This window comes from Chryseobacterium artocarpi (genome assembly GCF_001684975.1).
Lineage (GTDB): Bacteria > Bacteroidota > Bacteroidia > Flavobacteriales > Weeksellaceae > Chryseobacterium > Chryseobacterium artocarpi.
In genome coordinates this window covers 488,348-506,142 of sequence record NZ_MAYH01000034.1, presented here as the reverse complement: position 1 = coordinate 506,142, position 17,795 = coordinate 488,348, and the positions used below count along the sequence as shown (strand labels likewise).

The following is a 17,795-nucleotide window of genomic DNA, read 5'->3' as shown; positions in this document are numbered from 1 at the left end:
CCAAATAAATAAAAAAGAAATGACCAGAAAATTATTCGAGAAATTAGCTGCAATGCTTATGACACTGGTGTTGTCAGTGGTAGTATTTGCGCAGCAAGGCTATGAGCCTATCCGAGGGATGGGAGTAGAAGCGAAACCTGTAAATAATTCAGGAATTTGCCTAGCATGTTACAATGGAAGTATGAATCCGGTGGTGGATGCCAACCTGGATAATAAGGTAAATATGGGGAACTTCGCCTCCCTTGTGAGTGGAAACGGTATATCTGTTAAAAATAACAATACATCATATCCAGCCGGTTATATTACTGGATTTAATGTTGATCTGGGAACAAGTTTTATCACAGTTGCACTTTTAAATTCGTTAAGAATCAGTACGTATAAAAATGGAGTTCTTCAGGAAACCACAACTAACAGTACTTTATTGTCCGTGCCAGCATTCGGAGGAGCGAAAAACAGAATTTTCCTGCACTTTAAAACAACAAAAGGATTTGACGAAGTGAGATTGTATCAGACTAATGTTCTTTCCATATTCAGTTCCATGAATGTATATTACGCATTTGCATTCGATCCCACTAAAGTACCCACAGAGAATAATGGTATTTGTGATGACATCATTGCGGGAAGTGGAGTAGATGGTAATATTTCTGGTGACAGCAGTTTTCTGGCACCCCTTTCCTATGTTGAAAACAAAGAAAATATAGGAGACGGAAATAAAAATTCTTTCGGAAAAATAGTTCTTCCGATTGGAATTTTAGGATCTTATTCTGTAGGTGTTTTGGATAAAAACCAAGTGTATCCTGCAGGCAACAGAACAGGTTTTGTAATAGAGCCCGACGATCAGGGGAAATTATTAAGTGCAGAATTTTTGAAAAATATAACTATTGAAACTTACTTATTCGGTGAACGTCAGGAGTCAAGGCAATTGTCTGATGGAGGCGGCTTGATTAATATTAAAGTTCTTGGCTATGGTTCAGGAAAACAAAAATTGACACTTACGACCACTAAACCATTTAATGAAGTAAGACTGAAAATTACCCAGACCATTGGATTTAATCTGGGAGCACTTAAAGTATTTTATGCCTTTGAAGAACCTATATCTTGTGAATGTGATGATAAAATCCAGACAAGCGGTTCAGCTGTGCTCGGAAATCTAGTGACAGGAGGAAGCTGGACATCAGGACCTGGATTTATAGGTCTTATTTTAGCTAAAATGGTAAATCCTGGAGCAATTGTGGATAATAACCCTTCTAATTATGCAACAGCAACGGTGCCGGCAGCTTCTATTTTCAGTATTTTCTCGGCATATACAACAGTAAGCAGCAATTCAATGTTGCCTGCAAATACAATGGCTGGCTTTACAGTAGAAAAAGCAGGGAATCTTCTCGGAGTAAGTGTTCTGGAAAATATTACAGTAACATTATACAACGGAAATACAGCAACAGATACCTTTACAAGTTCAGGAAGCTTGATTAGTGGGAACTTCTTTACAACAAATTCTAATAAGTTCTATGTAGGCGGTAAAGCTACACGACCTTTCAATCGTATGAAGATTACTTTCAATAGCGGAACAGCAGTTCGTATTCCTCAAAACTATTATATCTATAACGCTTTTGCAAGTAAAGATGATGATAATGACGGCGTTCCAAACTGCTTCGATCGTTGCCCGGGAGGAGATGATAGTATAGATAACAACGGTAATGGTATTCCTGATTGTGCAGAAGGATGTACAGTGGTAAATGATAAATCTCCGGCATTAGATACAGACGGAGACGGTATTGTAGACGCTTGTGATATGGATTCTGATAATGATGGTATTCCTGATAGTATTGAAGACTTTGATCATAATGGTAAGTTCCAGGATGATGATTCAGAAGGAAATATTATAATTACTTCGGTGCTTGGAGACTCAGTTCCGAATTATCTTGATCTGGACTCCGATAATGACGGCATTCTTGATCTTTTTGAATCCGGAATTCCAACCTCGATAATTAATCAGATCGATACAGATCGTAACGGTATTATCGATAATACCGTTGCGGTTGGTAAAAATGGTATTGCAGATATCCTTGAAACTTTCCCTGATTCCGGAGTGTTGAAATATAACATCAGAAACACAAATGGGGATGACAAACCTGATTTCCTTGATGTAATGTCAAATGGAGTAGACCTTGATCTTTATCTGATCGGAAAAGGTAATTTGGATACGTTAGGGGGTGGATTTATTTCTACGATTGATGATCAGGATAAGGACGGTATTCAGGCAGTGGTAGACACTGATCTTGTAAAAAGAGGAGCTCCAAACTCTCCACTTTCTCCATACGCAACCTTACTGAAAACAGCTGCAGCTTCTGCTAAAATTACAAATGCTACAGAAATTGCCGGAGCAGCTAACGATATTAAAATATATCCAAACCCTGTAAAAGCAGGTGAGAATCTTGTAATTTCATCTGTAGAAAAAGGTGTTTATACTTTATTCTCAACAGAAGGAAAAGTGGTTAAGACCGATAAATTTACAGCGCGTACAGGAATTGATACCTCTTCATTACCTGCAGGAATTTATATCATTAAGATTGAAACGAAATCAACGGTGAAATCTTATAAAATTATTGTTCGATAAAAAACATAGTAAAACCTAATATGGATAAGGGCTGCTCAGTAATGAACAGCCCTTTTTATGTTTTAAAACGCTCAAAATGAGGACGATTTATTTGTAATTGTGAATAAATTTTTGTATCTTTGCCCCTCTTTTGGCGCGAAAAATTGTTTGTAAATTTATAAAATACTGAAAATCAACTCTTTCATTGTGTAATAACATGGGAGAGATTTCGTGTTTGTAGATATTACGGGTAATACCGTCTCAAAAGTAAGAAAAATATTTTGCATTACGCTGTGAAAAGATATACCAGTGTTGCAGTTAGGAATAAGATCCTAAGAATTAAGAAAAAAGAATGAAGACTATTTCTAATAGCGCCAAATATTTAAGGTCTTTTATCTTTTCTCTCCTTTCTTTATTCTATTCCTGATATTTTTAAATGAATCAAAATATTTTTTAACCCTTTCTTAAAAGTTTTATGAGTAAAACAAAATCAACAACTCAAGGAAATCCGAGAATTAATTTCTCATCAGCGAAAGGAAAAATCATCACTCCAGACTTCTTGGATATCCAAATTGAGTCTTTCAGAGAATTTTTCCAGCTTGATACACTTCCTGAAGCCAGAAAGACAGAAGCTCTTTACAAGACTTTCCAAGAGAATTTCCCAATTACGGATTCAAGAAACCAATTCGTATTAGAATTCTTAGACTATCTGGTAGATTCTCCACGTTATTCAATCGATGAGTGTGTGGAAAGAGGACTTACTTATTCAGTTCCTCTAAAAGCAAGACTTAAATTGTACTGTACTGACCCGGAACACGAAGATTTCCAAACAGTGGTTCAGGATGTATATTTAGGTCCGGTTCCTTACATGACTCCTTCTGGTTCATTCATTATCAATGGAGCAGAGCGTGTAATCGTAACTCAGTTACACAGATCTCCGGGTGTATTCTTCGGACAGACTTACCACGCAAACGGAACCAAACTTTACTATTCAAGAATTATCCCTTTCAAAGGATCTTGGATGGAATTTACAACAGATATCAACAGCGTAATGTATGCGTATATCGACCGTAAGAAAAAGTTACCATTAACAACTTTATTAAGAGCTATCGGTTACGAATCTGATAAGGACATCCTTCAGATCTTCGACCTTGCTGAAGAAGTGAAAGTTTCTAAAGCGGCACTTAAAAAAGTGGAAGGGAGAACATTGGCTGCGAGAGTATTGAACACTTGGTTCGAAGACTTCGTAGACGAAGATACAGGTGAAGTAGTTTCTATCGAAAGAAACGAAATCATCTTAGATAGAGAGACTATTCTTGAAAAAGAACACTTAGATCTTATCTTGGATGCTGGTGTGAAATCTATCCTGATTCACAAAGAAAACAGCAATGAATTCTCTATCATCCAGAATACATTACAAAAAGACCCTACGAACTCTGAGAAAGAAGCAGTAGAGTACATCTATCGTCAGTTAAGAAACGCAGATCCACCAGATGAGGAAACTGCAAGAGGAATCATTGAAAAATTATTCTTCTCTGAGCAGAGATACTCTTTAGGTGAAGTAGGACGTTACAGACTAAACAAAAAGTTAGGTCTTAACATCCCAACTACAACTGAAGTTCTTACAAAAGAAGATATCATTGCAATCGTAAGACACTTAATCGAGCTTGTAAACTCTAAAGCTGAGGTTGATGATATCGACCACTTATCAAACAGAAGAATTAAAACTGTTGGTGAGCAATTAGCAGGACAGTTCGGAGTAGGTCTTTCAAGAATTGCAAGAACAATCAAGGAGAGAATGAACGTTAGAGATAACGAAATCTTTACTCCACTTGACCTTGTTAATGCTAAGACTTTAACATCTGTTATTAACTCGTTCTTCGGTACCAACCAGCTATCTCAGTTCATGGACCAAACCAACCCTCTATCAGAGATCACTCACAAGAGAAGATTATCTGCACTAGGACCTGGTGGTTTATCAAGAGAAAGAGCAGGTTTCGAGGTTCGTGACGTTCACCATACTCACTACGGAAGAATTTGTCCGATTGAAACTCCGGAAGGACCAAACATCGGTTTGATTTCATCTTTAGGTATTTATGCTAAAATCAACAACCTTGGTTTCATCGAAACTCCATATAGAAAAGTAGAAGATGGTAAGATTAATCTTAACGCTGATCCTATTTACCTTAATGCAGAAGACGAAGAAGACAAAGTAATTGCTCAGGCAAACGTTGAATTGAGTGATAATGGTGATTTCTTAACAGACAGAATTATTGCAAGATTGGATGGTGACTACCCAGTAGTTGAGCCAGCTCAGGTTAACCTTATTGACGTTGCACCAAACCAGATCTCTGGTATTTCCGCTTCATTAATTCCATTCTTGGAGCATGATGATGCGAACCGTGCATTGATGGGATCTAACATGATGCGTCAGGCCGTTCCTCTATTGAAGCCACAGGCTCCGGTTGTAGGTACAGGGCTTGAGCAACAAGTTGCAAGAGACTCTAGAATCTTAATTAACGCTGAAGGTACAGGTACTGTAGAGTACGTAGATGCTGACAGAATCGTTATTAAATATGAAAGAAGCGAAGACGAAGATTTAGTACAATTCGAGTCTGCTACTAAAACATATAAACTTACTAAGTTCAGAAAAACTAACCAGAGTACAACAATCACGCTAAGACCAAACGTAAGAGTAGGTGATGTAGTGGAGAAAGGACAAGTACTTTGCGACGGTTATGCTACTGAAAAAGGAGAATTGGCTCTTGGTAGAAACTTAGTAGTAGCGTTCATGCCTTGGAAAGGATACAACTTCGAGGATGCGATCGTAATCAACGAAAAAGTTGTACGTGAAGACTGGTTTACTTCAATCCACGTAGATGAATATTCACTGGAAGTTCGTGATACTAAATTAGGTATGGAAGAACTTACAGCAGATATTCCAAACGTATCTGAAGAAGCTACCAAAGATCTTGACGAGAACGGTATGATCAGAATCGGTGCTGAAGTGAAGCCTGGAGATATCATGATTGGTAAAATTACTCCAAAAGGTGAATCTGACCCGACTCCTGAAGAAAAACTTCTTAGAGCTATCTTCGGTGACAAAGCTGGTGATGTAAAAGACGCATCATTAAAAGCTGACTCTTCACTAAGAGGAGTTGTTATCAACAAGAAATTGTTCTCTAGAAACATTAAAGACAAAAAGAAAAGAACTGAAGAAAAACTTAAACTTGAAGAAATTGAAAACACTTACAAGGCTAAGTTTGACGAGTTGAGAAACACTTTAATTGAAAAATTAAATACACTGGTAAGCGGTAAAACTTCTCAAGGGGTACAAAACGACCTTGATGAAGAAATCATCGGTAAAGGTGTGAAGTTCACTCACAAGTTATTAACATCAGTTGAAGATTATGTAAACGTTAGTGGTGCAGACTGGACAGTTGACGCTGACAAGAATGAATTGATCAAACAATTGATTCACAATTACAAAATCAAATATAACGACATTCAGGGAGTTAAAAACCGTGAGAAATTTGCAATTTCAATCGGAGATGAGCTTCCAGCAGGTATCATGAAGTTGGCTAAAGTTTACATCGCTAAGAAACGTAAACTGAATGTAGGAGATAAAATGGCAGGACGTCACGGTAACAAAGGTATCGTATCAAGAATCGTTCGTGAAGAAGATATGCCATTCCTAGAAGACGGAACACCAGTAGATATCGTATTGAATCCACTAGGGGTACCTTCTCGTATGAACATCGGACAGATTTATGAAACAGTTCTTGGATGGGCTGGTCAGAAATTAGGAATGAAGTTCGCTACGCCAATCTTTGATGGAGCAACTCTTGATCAGATTACTGAGTACACTGAGAAAGCAGGTCTTCCTAAATTCGGTCACACTCACCTTTATGATGGTGGTACCGGAGAAAGATTTACACAGGCAGCTACAGTGGGTGTTATCTACATGCTGAAACTAGGACACATGGTTGATGATAAGATGCACGCACGTTCTATCGGTCCTTACTCATTGATTACTCAGCAGCCGTTAGGAGGTAAAGCTCAGTTCGGTGGTCAGAGATTCGGAGAGATGGAGGTTTGGGCACTTGAAGCATTCGGTGCATCTAACATCCTGAGAGAGATCTTGACTGTGAAGTCGGATGACGTGATTGGTAGAGCAAAAACTTATGAAGCAATTGCGAAAGGTGAATCTATGCCTGAACCAGGTATTCCAGAATCATTCAACGTATTACTTCACGAGTTACAAGGACTTGGATTAGACGTAAGATTAGAGGAGTAAGATATCAGATGTCAGACACAAGATGTCAGACTATGACACTCTAAGAATTTTATAATCCTTGAATTTGGAATGATGATTTCGTCTGAAATCTGAAATCTGAAATCTAAAATCTAAAAAAAATTATGTCAAATAAAAATAAATCAAGTAGATTTAATAAAATAACCATCGGTTTAGCTTCACCCGAGTCTATTTTACAAGACTCAAGAGGGGAGGTTTTAAAACCGGAAACTATTAACTACAGAACTCACAAGCCTGAAAGAGACGGGCTATTCTGTGAGAAAATCTTTGGTCCTGTAAAGGATTACGAATGTGCTTGTGGTAAATACAAGAGAATTCGTTACAAAGGAATCGTTTGTGACCGTTGTGGAGTAGAAGTTACTGAGAAAAAAGTAAGAAGAGAGAGAATCGGGCACATCAACCTTGTAGTTCCAATTGCACACATCTGGTATTTCCGTTCATTACCAAACAAAATCGGATACCTTCTTGGAATTCCTTCTAAGAAATTAGATATGATCATCTACTACGAAAGATATGTAGTGATTCAACAAGGTATTGCTAAGAAATTAGACGGTTCTGATTTCGAGAACATGGAATTCCTTACAGAAGAAGAGTATCTTGATATCATGGAAACTCTTCCAATCGAGAACCAATATCTTGATGATTCTGATCCAAACAAATTCATCGCTAAAATGGGTGCTGAAGCTGTTGAAGAATTATTAAAGAGAATTGACCTTGATGCATTGTCTTTCGACTTGAGACATAAAGCTCACAACGAAGGATCTAAGCAAAGAAGAACTGAAGCTCTTAAGAGATTGAACGTTGTAGAAGCATTAAGAGGTGCTAATACAAGAATGATCAACAGACCAGAGTGGATGATTATGCGTGTACTTCCAGTTATCCCACCAGAACTAAGACCATTAGTTCCATTGGATGGAGGACGTTTCGCAACTTCTGACTTAAATGACCTTTATAGAAGAGTTATTATCAGAAATAACCGTTTGAAGAGATTATTGGAGATCAAAGCTCCTGAAGTAATCTTGAGAAACGAGAAGCGTATGCTTCAGGAATCAGTAGATTCATTATTCGATAACACAAGAAAATCTTCTGCAGTAAAATCTGAATCAAACAGACCATTGAAATCACTTTCTGATTCATTGAAAGGTAAGCAAGGTCGTTTCCGTCAGAACTTACTAGGGAAAAGGGTAGACTACTCTGCGCGTTCGGTAATTGTTGTAGGTCCAAACTTACAGCTTCACGAATGTGGTATCCCTAAAGATATGGCAGCTGAACTTTACAAACCATTTATCATTAGAAAACTAATCGAGAGAGGTATTGTAAAAACAGTAAAATCTGCGAAGAGAATTATCGATAGAAAAGAACCAGTAGTTTATGATATCCTAGAAAACGTGATGAAAGGTCACCCTGTTCTATTGAACAGAGCACCTACTCTTCACAGACTTGGTATTCAGGCTTTCCAACCTAAGATGATCGAAGGTAAAGCTATCCAACTACACCCGTTAGTAACAACAGCATTCAACGCCGATTTCGATGGTGACCAGATGGCGGTACACTTACCGTTAGGACCAGAAGCGATCCTTGAAGCTCAGTTATTGATGTTAGGTTCTCAAAACATCTTGAACCCTGCAAACGGTTCTCCAATTACAGTACCATCTCAGGACATGGTTCTTGGTCTTTATTTCATGACCAAAGAATTAAGCTCTACAGAAGAGATGAAAGTAAAAGGTGAAGGTCTTGCATTCTATTCTCCTGAAGAAGCGGAAATCGCTTACGCAGAAGGTAGAGTTTCATTAAATGCTAAGGTAAGATGTAGACTACCAGTGAAAGAAGACGGAGTAATCGTAACAAGATTGATCGAAACTTCTGTAGGTAGAATCTTATTCAACCAAATTGTACCTAAGCAAGTAGGATATATCAATGAACTTCTTACTAAGAAATCATTGAGAAACGTTATCGGTAAGATCCTTGCTGATACAGATTTCCCTACAACAGTGAAGTTCTTGGATGCAATGAAAGATCTAGGGTATTCAAACGCATTCAAAGGAGGTCTATCATTCTCTCTTGGAGATATCGTAGTACCTGTGGAGAAAAAGCAGATGATTGCTACTTCAATTGAAACTGTAGACGAAATTAGAGCTAACTATAACATGGGTCTAATTACCGATACAGAACGTTATAACCAGGTAATCGACGTTTGGACTAACACCAACGCTGGATTAACTGAAATGATCATGAGCAGAATGAAAACTGACCAAGGTGGTTTCAACTCTGTATACATGATGCTTGACTCTGGGGCGAGGGGTTCTAAGGAACAGATCCGTCAGTTATCAGGGATGAGAGGTTTGATGGCGAAACCGCAAAAAGCTGGTTCTACCGGTGCGGAGATCATCGAAAACCCGATCCTTGCAAACTTTAAGGAAGGTCTTTCCATCTTAGAGTACTTTATCTCTACCCACGGTGCTCGTAAGGGTCTTGCGGATACCGCTCTTAAAACTGCCGATGCTGGTTACCTAACCAGAAGATTGGTAGACGTTGCACAGGACGTTATCGTTACAGAAGATGACTGTGGAACGTTGAGAGGAACAGAAGTTACTGCACTTAAGAAAAATGACGAGATCGTTGAAAGAATCTCTGAAAGAATCTTAGGTAGAGTTTCTTTACATAATATCTATGATCCTGAAAGTGATGAAATCATTATTGAAGCAGATCAGGTAATCAACGAAGCATTAGCTAAGAGAATTGAAGAAGCAGGATTGGAAGCGGTTGAAGTTCGTTCACCACTTACTTGTGAAGCTAAGAAAGGTATCTGTGCAAAATGTTATGGTAGAAACCTAGCTACTGGTAAAACAATCCACATGGGTGAAGCAGTAGGAGTAATTGCAGCACAATCTATTGGTGAACCGGGAACTCAGCTTACGTTGAGAACTTTCCACCAAGGGGGTACTGCAGGTAACGTTTCTGAAAACCCATCTATAGTTGCAAGAAGAGATGGTATCGTTGAAATGGATGAGGTAAGAACTATTAGCTCTGAAGATGAAAACGGTAATATCACTGAGGTTGTTGTTTCTCGTTCAACGGAATTCAGATTAGTTGCTGATAATGAGTCTAGAACTCCATTAATGGTAGCTAACGTACCTTACGGTTCAATATTATCTGTAAAACCAGGTGATAAAGTTAAAAAAGGAGATACAATCTGTAAGTGGGATGCGTATAACGCGGTTATCATTGCAGAGACTTCTGGTAAGGTAGAATACGAGGATATCATCCAGGGTATTTCATTCCAGTTAGAAATCGATGAAGCTACAGGATTCGAAGAGAAAGTAATCTCTGAATCTAGAAATAAGAAAGCCGTACCTACCCTGAAGGTGGTAGACTCTAAAGGAGTTGAGCAAAAAGCTTACAACTTACCGGTAGGAGCCCACTTAATGGTAAACGATGGTGAAAAAATTAAGGCTGGTAAAGTCCTAATCAAGATCCCAAGAAAATCTGCAAAAGCAGGGGATATCACCGGAGGTCTTCCGAGAGTTACCGAATTATTCGAAGCAAGAAACCCTTCAAACCCAGCGGTTGTTACTGAAATCGACGGGGTAGTTTCTTACGGAAAAATTAAGAGAGGTAACCGTGAATTGATCGTTGAAGCTAAAACTGGAGAAAGAAAAATTTACTTAGTTAAATTATCAAACCAGATCTTAGTACAGGAGAATGACTTCGTAAGAGCTGGTTCGCCACTTTCTGACGGTTCAATCACTCCAGACGATATCTTAAGAATTAAAGGTCCAACAGCTGTTCAGGAATACTTAGTAAACGAAATCCAGGAAGTTTACCGTCTACAGGGGGTAAAAATCGACGACAAGCACTTCGAAATCATCGTAAGACAGATGATGACAAAAGTATCTATCGTGGATGGAGGTGATACTCAGTTCCTTGAAGGAGCTCTTGAGCACAAATATGACTTCTTAGAAGAAAACAACAGAGTATTCGGTCTTAAAGTAGTAGTAGATGCTGGTGATTCTAAAGAATTCAAACCAGGTCAGATGATTACTGCAAGAGAATTAAGAGATGAAAACTCTAAATTGAAGCGTGAAGATCAAGCTTTAGTAGAAGTAAGAGAAGCTTTACCGGCTACTGCAACACCAGTATTACAAGGTATTACAAGAGCAGCTCTTCAAACTAAATCGTTCATGTCTGCAGCATCCTTCCAGGAAACTACTAAAGTTCTAAACGAAGCAGCTGTAGCAGGTAAGATCGATGATCTTAACGGTCTTAAAGAAAATGTAATTGTAGGACACAGAATTCCTGCAGGTACAGGTCTTAAAGAGTATCAGAACGTTATCGTTGGTTCTAAGAAAGAATTCGAAGACCTTAACTAAATTTAATGATTTGAAATTTGGGATTTGAAATTATTTTTATATTTTCACAATCTCAAATTTCGAATTTTAAAAACATAATTTATAACAATGGACAACAATCAAAATCCACAAGACGGAAACATCAACATCGAATTAAACGAAATGGTAGCTGCTGGAATCTATGCTAACTTAGCATTAGTAAACCACTCTCCATCTGAATTTGTAGTAGACTTTATTCAGTTGATGCCAGGTGTTCAGCAAGCTAAAGTAAGATCAAGAGTAATTCTTGCTCCACTTCATGCTAAAAGAGTATTAAACGCTCTTCAACAGAACATCGCTAACTACGAGCAGCAGTTCGGAGAAATCAAAGAAGTTGAGCCTTTCGTATTAGGAGGAAACAACGTACAAGCTTAAGATTTTTCTTACAATAAATAAGATACCTCGGTTTTTACCGGGGTATTTTTTTTGTGATTTATAGTTTAATTTTTTCAAACTATTGAAATTTCCTTTTCATGGCTCTATCAGAGGTTTTTCATATATTTGTTAATCACCAGAATTTCCATGAAAGTTACTTTTGAAAAATACAATCCGGTTTGGAAAGAACAATTTGAATCCATTAAAAAAGAACTGGAAAAAAGCATTGGTTTCTTACACCCGGAAATTGAACATATCGGAAGTACCTCAGTAGAGGGCTTGTCTGCAAAACCGATTATTGATATTATGATCGGTGTGAAAAATGAAACAGAATTAGATCATATTCCGCTTTTATTACAGGGACAGGATTGTATTTATTATGAAAAGTATAACGAAGAAATGCCTTACCGACGTTTTTTCATTAAACTTAAAGATAAACCCTTGTCTCTAGACTTTCCCGAAATTATTCATTCAGGTGATGAAATTCCTAAAGAACTACACAATCATGAGCTTCGTATAGCACATATTCATACAATTCTAACATCATCAGAACACTGGCTTCGTCACATTGCCTTTAGGGACTATCTTCGGTCTCATTCAAAAGTTAAAGAAGAATATCAGCAATTAAAGGAAAAACTCAGTCAGATGGAATGGATTGATGGTAATGATTATAATGACGGAAAAGATCCGTTTATCAAAAGAGAAGAGCAAAATGCCCTTAAATGGTATTCAAAAAAATAATAAATAGTTCTATGAGAAAAGATTTGAAGGAAATTGCCAGCCAATTTGCGAAATCAACGACGTTGAATGATTTTATAGAATACGGTGGAGTAGCGGCAGCTATTGAAACTGTAGATGGGAATGTATATACAGGGATCAGTATAGATACAGCTTGTTCCATGGGGTTTTGTGCAGAGCATAGTGCTGTAGCTGAAATGCTGAAGAATGGAGAACGTTATATCAAGGCTGTTGTAGCTGTGGGAGATGACGGAAATGCAGTACCTCCATGTGGGCGTTGCAGAGAGCTGATGAGCCAGCTATCGAAAGAGAACCTAAATGCAGTAATCGAAGTGAAAAACGGAGTATTTGTAACCTTAAAAGAACTGATACCCTACGACTGGAAAGAAGATCTTGACAGAGAATGGTAATAATTTAAAATAAAGAGTAATGGAGTTTAGAACTTTGACAAATGTAAGTGTAGATGAGATTTTAGAAGTATTTAATCTGTCTTTTTCAGATTATATTGTTCCTTTTCATTTAACTAAAGAGATGCTTACCTCAAAAATTGCTGCTGAAAAACTGGATATGGATATTTCGGTAGGCGGTTTTGAAGATGGAAAACTAGTAAGCTTTATTCTTCAGTCGGAAAAGATTGAGGAGGGGCAGAAAATCATTTATAATGGAGGAACCGGAGTAGTTCCGGAAAGTAGAGGAAAAGGTCTGGTTAGGAAAATGTATGACTTTATTATTCCTGTTTTAAAAGAAAGAAATGCAGACATATTGCTTTTGGAGGTTATTGAAGGAAATGCAGCTGCAATCAGAGCTTATGAAAACTTAGGATTTACAATTGTCAGAAAACTTCTTTGCTTTAAAGGAAATATTAGTTCAGGAAAAGAAAATAAGGAGATCACGATAAAAGAGATGGATGAATTTCCATGGGATAGCCTTCGTTCTTTCTGGGACATTGAGCCTTCCTGGCAGGGATGTGTTTATGTATTGGATCCTATGCCCGAAAGTTATACAACCATAGGGGCTTATGCTGATGAAAAGCTGGTAGGATATATTATTTACAATCCTTTAGCAAGAAAAATTCATCAGATTGCAGTAGACAAAAACTATAGAAAACAAGGAATAGGCAGTATTCTTTTCAATACTATTGCTGACGGAAAACCAATTGCCATCAATAATGTAGATGATATTTCCGTAGAAACCAGAAGGTTTTTAGACCAGAAAATCGGACTTGAAAACTGGTTGTCACAGTTTGAAATGAAAAGAGCTATTTAATTTAAATTCAAAAATAATTGGTTTTAATATACTTTTAACCTCTGAAACTTTTCAGGGAGCAGTAGAGAATGTAACTTTGCCAAAAATTTTAAATAATGAAGCGAGGAATACATTTTTTACTGCTGTTTATTTCCTTAACGGTTTGTGCCCAGCAGGTAAATGTGGATACGACTCAGGTAGTCGTTCCGGGCAGACAAAATAGTGTGGAAGCCCAATCAAAACCATATGTTATCATGATCTCAACAGATGGTTTCCGATATGATTACGCAAAGAAATACAACGCTGAAAATCTGCTGAAACTTTCTGGTAGTGGTGTGAAAGCACAAGCAATGATTCCAAGTTATCCAAGTATTACTTTCCCCAACCACTGGAGTCTTATTACAGGAATGTATCCGGCACATCACGGTTTAATAGATAATTTTTTCTATGATTATAAGCGAAAGGAAACTTACGCGATGAGCAATAAAAAAAATGCAGAAGATGGGAGCTGGTACGGAGGAACTCCACTTTGGGGGCTAGCTGAAAAACAAGGTATAGTATCTGCTTCATTAATGTGGGTAGGTTCGGCAAGTGATGCAGGCGGAATGAGACCTTCTTATTACTATCCATATCACGAAAAATTTACACCGTCAGAAAAAGTTGAAAAAGTTGTCAACTGGTTAAAGCTTCCTGACGATAAAAGACCTCACTTTATTTCACTGTATTTCCCTGAAGTAGATGGGAGCGGACATCATTACGGTCCTGATACCAAAGAAACGGAAGCCGCTGTACATCTGATTGATAAGGCAATAGGGGATCTTGTTCAGAAAGTCAATGATTTAGGGTTGAAAAATGTCAACTTTGTATTCGTTTCCGATCACGGAATGATAAAAGTAGACGGTGGTACTCCACTGGAAATTCCGGCTCTTCTTTTTGATAAAAACAGATTTGACTTTTATAATTCTCAGACACTTTTAAGAGTATATGTGAAAAATCCGGATGAGGTAAAATCAGTTTACAAGCAATTAAAAGCCAATAAAACAGCTGACTACGAAGTGTATCTGGATAAAAAGCTTCCTAAATACTTACATTTTGCAACAAGAGATGATCAATACAACAGAATAGGACAAATTCTTTTATTACCAAAAGCCCCGAAGATTTTCCTGGAAAAAGGAAAGAAAACATCAGTAGGAAAACATGGTTATAACCCAAAAACAGTTCCTGAAATGAAGGCAACATTCTACGCTTGGGGACCGGAATTTAAAAACAATCTGGTGATCGATGAATTTGCTAATGTAAACGTTTATCCGCTTGTTGCTGATATTTTAGGGTTAAAAATTGATCAGCCTATCGATGGAAAAATCAAAGTATTGAAAAAGATATTGAAAGAGAATAAATAATATAATTATTCTAAAATATAAAGAATTTCGGCGCACCTTTGGTGCGCCGAAACTCGTATTTAAAATCGTCTAATAAGAAATACAATTTCTATTATTGAGTATAAATTTATTTAAAACTGAGAAGCAAATTCTTTAGCGAAATCTTCTAATTTTACACTTCCGTTTACTGGTGATCCATGCTCAATAAAATCTTTTTGTACAGTTCCAGTTTTCATTCCCAATCCCATTTCCACATAAAGTTCAGCCATATCCTGAGGCAAACCAGCCTGTAGCATTCCGTTTAAAGAATCTTCATCCGAAAACTCTACCCATGGAAGTTCAGGTTTTTCTACTGAGGTTCCAAGCACTTTTGCGAAATCAGATGCCTTTCGGGAATCACTTACAATATATCTGATATTTTTTCCGGTTTCATTTTTTACCAATTCCTCTGCTGCTGCTTTAGCAATATCAGTTGGATGTACTACAGGAATTTCTGTATTTTCAGGATAATTTCCACCGATAATTCCAGCATTTTTAATCAATGGAATATCATTAAAGAAATTCGTGTAAAAATATCCCGCTCTTAAGAATGTAAATGAGGTGTTTTCAATTTCCTGATAAAGCTTTTCAATATGATGTAGCCCTTTTATCGGACCATTTTCTACAGGAGATCCGGCTCCTACGCTACTTAGCATTACCGCTCTTTTTACTCCTGTTTTTTTTAATGCCTCAGCATAATTTTTTCCGGCATCAATGGTATTCTGAACAATATGGTCTGCACTGATTGCGGGAGGAGTCATAACAAATACAGCGTCGGCTCCGTTAAATGTTTGAGTTAAAAAATCAACATCAGTAATGGATCCGATAGCAGGTTTTGCTCCTAAAGATTCAATGTCTTGTCTTTTTGACTCGTTGCTGCTGATTACTGTGATATCATGCCCTTGCTCTACCAGTTGCATTGCTAAAGGTTTAGCTACATTTCCAAGTGATCCTGTGATTATAATTTTCATATTTAAATTTTTTTATTGTTTGTAATTGTTGATTATTAATATCTTAAAACTGATTTCGGTGAAGAAATTTCATGAAAAATATTTTTTTATTTCCTGAGACAAAGTTATATTTGTACTTACTTTTATACAAGTACTTACCCTAAAGTATGTATGTTATGACAGCGATTAAAGAAAGTTCTACCATTCAGGAAAACAAAAAAATAGTGCAGGATTGTCCTGTGATGTATGTCATGGAAAGGATCGGTGGTTTCTGGAAACCTATTATCCTGTTCAATCTTTCTACTGGAGAGAAAAGATATAGTGAACTGAAGAAAGCTATTCCAGCCGTAACGGAAAAAATGTTGATTCAGCATTTAAAACAGCTTGAGGCAGACGGATTGATTATAAGAACAGCCAGACCTGTTGTTCCGCCACATGTTACTTATAAACTGAGTAAAGCAGGTAACGAACTCGCTCCTGTTATTGATGCTATGGCAGATTGGGCATTTCAGGATATGGAAAGGAATAATATAGAATGTACAAGCGTATATAAAGGATAATATTCTTAATCTATGTAACTTTAGGAAGGAATTTAAGCCTCATAAGCAAATAAGTTTATTAGTGAATTCGTGGCAAAAAAAGACTACCTCACCTGAGGTAGCCATCTTTTCTAAAAAAATCTTATACGTAAATTATAAAGACTGCATATCAATTACAAAACGATATCTCACATCACTTTTCAGCATTCTTTCGTACGCTTTGTTGATGTCTTGCATTTTGATCATTTCAATTTCAGAAACAATATTATGCTCTCCGCAGAAATCTAACATTTCCTGAGTTTCAGCAATACCTCCAATTACGGATCCTGCTACAGATTTTCTTCCAAGAATCATAGGAACTGTATTCAGAATAGGTTCAAGCCCGCCCAGATAACCTACAAGAACATGCGTTCCGTTGATATTTAAAGTTGTTACATAAGGATTTACATCATGTACATAAGGAACTGTATCAATGATTAAATCAAATTTTCCTTTTACAGAATCCATTTGCGATTCATCTGTAGAAATGATAACATGATCAGCTCCCAATTGTTTTGCATCCTCAGTTTTCCCTGGAGTTCTTGAAAATAAAGTCACTTCTGCTCCTAATCCTTTTGCCAGCTTAATCGCCATATGCCCTAATCCTCCTAAACCTACAACCGCTACTTTAGAATTTGGTCCAACATTCCAATGTCTTAATGGTGACCAGGTCGTGATTCCTGCGCAAAGAAGAGGTGCTACAGCAGCCAGATCAAGATTTTCAGGAACTTTTAAAACATGGTGAGAATCCACAACTACTTTTTGGGAATATCCACCAAAAGTATGACCACCTAAGTGTTCGTCTTTTCCATTATAAGTCCCCGTGAATCCATTCTCACAATATTGCTCAAGATCATGCTTACAGCTATTACAGTGTCCACAAGAATCCACGATGCATCCTACTCCTGCAATATCACCTACTTTAAACTTACTAACTTCACTTCCAACCTTGGTAATTCTTCCCACGATTTCATGCCCCGGAACAGCAGGGTAGATGGTTCCGCCCCAGTCATTTCTTGCTGTATGAAGATCAGAGTGACATACTCCACAATATAGAATTTCAATTTCTACATCCTTTGATGTGATCTCTCTTCTTTCAATATTCATTTCTTTCAGATCTGCCGTGGTAGATTCTGCTCCATAGGCTTTTACTGTAAATGTGTTCATTTGATTATTTTTTGTTAGATTAATA

At 37.3% G+C, this 17,795-nt stretch carries 11 protein-coding genes; 9 read left to right on the top strand and 2 right to left on the bottom strand.

Going from position 1 to position 17,795, the window contains the following annotated elements; all coding sequences use genetic code 11:
• Positions 1 to 19: 19 nt before the first annotated feature.
• The 8 genes from BBI01_RS13825 (at position 20) to BBI01_RS13790 (ending at position 15,057) form a co-directional block, all read left to right on the top strand.
• Positions 20 to 2,617, top strand: a complete 2,598-nt coding sequence (locus BBI01_RS13825; RefSeq protein WP_065395247.1) for a T9SS type A sorting domain-containing protein — start codon at positions 20 to 22, stop codon at positions 2,615 to 2,617.
• Positions 2,618 to 3,071: 454 nt separating this feature from the next.
• Positions 3,072 to 6,893: a DNA-directed RNA polymerase subunit beta gene (gene rpoB / locus BBI01_RS13820; RefSeq protein WP_065395246.1), complete on the top strand. Its 3,822-nt coding sequence runs from the start codon at positions 3,072 to 3,074 to the stop codon at positions 6,891 to 6,893.
• A 122-nt stretch (positions 6,894 to 7,015) separates the two neighbouring features.
• Positions 7,016 to 11,281, top strand: a complete 4,266-nt coding sequence (rpoC, locus tag BBI01_RS13815) for a DNA-directed RNA polymerase subunit beta' (protein WP_065395245.1) — start codon at positions 7,016 to 7,018, stop codon at positions 11,279 to 11,281.
• A gap of 87 nt (positions 11,282 to 11,368) precedes the next feature.
• Positions 11,369 to 11,674, top strand: a complete 306-nt coding sequence (locus BBI01_RS13810) for a DUF3467 domain-containing protein (RefSeq protein WP_002976436.1) — start codon at positions 11,369 to 11,371, stop codon at positions 11,672 to 11,674.
• Positions 11,675 to 11,821: 147 nt separating this feature from the next.
• The gene (locus BBI01_RS13805; protein ID WP_065395244.1) at positions 11,822 to 12,415 is read left to right on the top strand and encodes a GrpB family protein; all 594 of its coding nucleotides are present in this window, start codon (positions 11,822 to 11,824) and stop codon (positions 12,413 to 12,415) included.
• An 11-nt stretch (positions 12,416 to 12,426) separates the two neighbouring features.
• Complete coding sequence (locus BBI01_RS13800; protein ID WP_065395424.1) at positions 12,427 to 12,822, top strand: cytidine deaminase family protein; 396 nt, start codon at positions 12,427 to 12,429, stop codon at positions 12,820 to 12,822.
• Positions 12,823 to 12,841: 19 nt separating this feature from the next.
• Positions 12,842 to 13,678, top strand: coding sequence for a GNAT family N-acetyltransferase (locus tag BBI01_RS13795; protein ID WP_065395243.1), 837 nt, complete (start codon positions 12,842 to 12,844; stop codon positions 13,676 to 13,678).
• Positions 13,679 to 13,773: 95 nt separating this feature from the next.
• Positions 13,774 to 15,057, top strand: coding sequence for an alkaline phosphatase family protein (locus tag BBI01_RS13790; protein ID WP_065395242.1), 1,284 nt, complete (start codon positions 13,774 to 13,776; stop codon positions 15,055 to 15,057).
• Positions 15,058 to 15,167: 110 nt separating this feature from the next.
• On the opposite strand, the gene BBI01_RS13785 is transcribed toward BBI01_RS13790, so the two are convergent.
• Positions 15,168 to 16,046: an NAD(P)H-binding protein gene (locus BBI01_RS13785; RefSeq protein ID WP_065395241.1), complete on the bottom strand. Its 879-nt coding sequence runs from the start codon at positions 16,044 to 16,046 to the stop codon at positions 15,168 to 15,170.
• Between the two features lie 155 nt (positions 16,047 to 16,201).
• On the opposite strand from BBI01_RS13785, the gene BBI01_RS13780 reads away from it, so the two are divergent.
• Positions 16,202 to 16,585: a winged helix-turn-helix transcriptional regulator gene (locus BBI01_RS13780; RefSeq protein WP_065395423.1), complete on the top strand. Its 384-nt coding sequence runs from the start codon at positions 16,202 to 16,204 to the stop codon at positions 16,583 to 16,585.
• 132 nt (positions 16,586 to 16,717) lie between these two features.
• On the opposite strand, the gene BBI01_RS13775 is transcribed toward BBI01_RS13780, so the two are convergent.
• Positions 16,718 to 17,770: an NAD(P)-dependent alcohol dehydrogenase gene (locus BBI01_RS13775; RefSeq protein WP_065395240.1), complete on the bottom strand. Its 1,053-nt coding sequence runs from the start codon at positions 17,768 to 17,770 to the stop codon at positions 16,718 to 16,720.
• Positions 17,771 to 17,795: the final 25 nt, after the last annotated feature.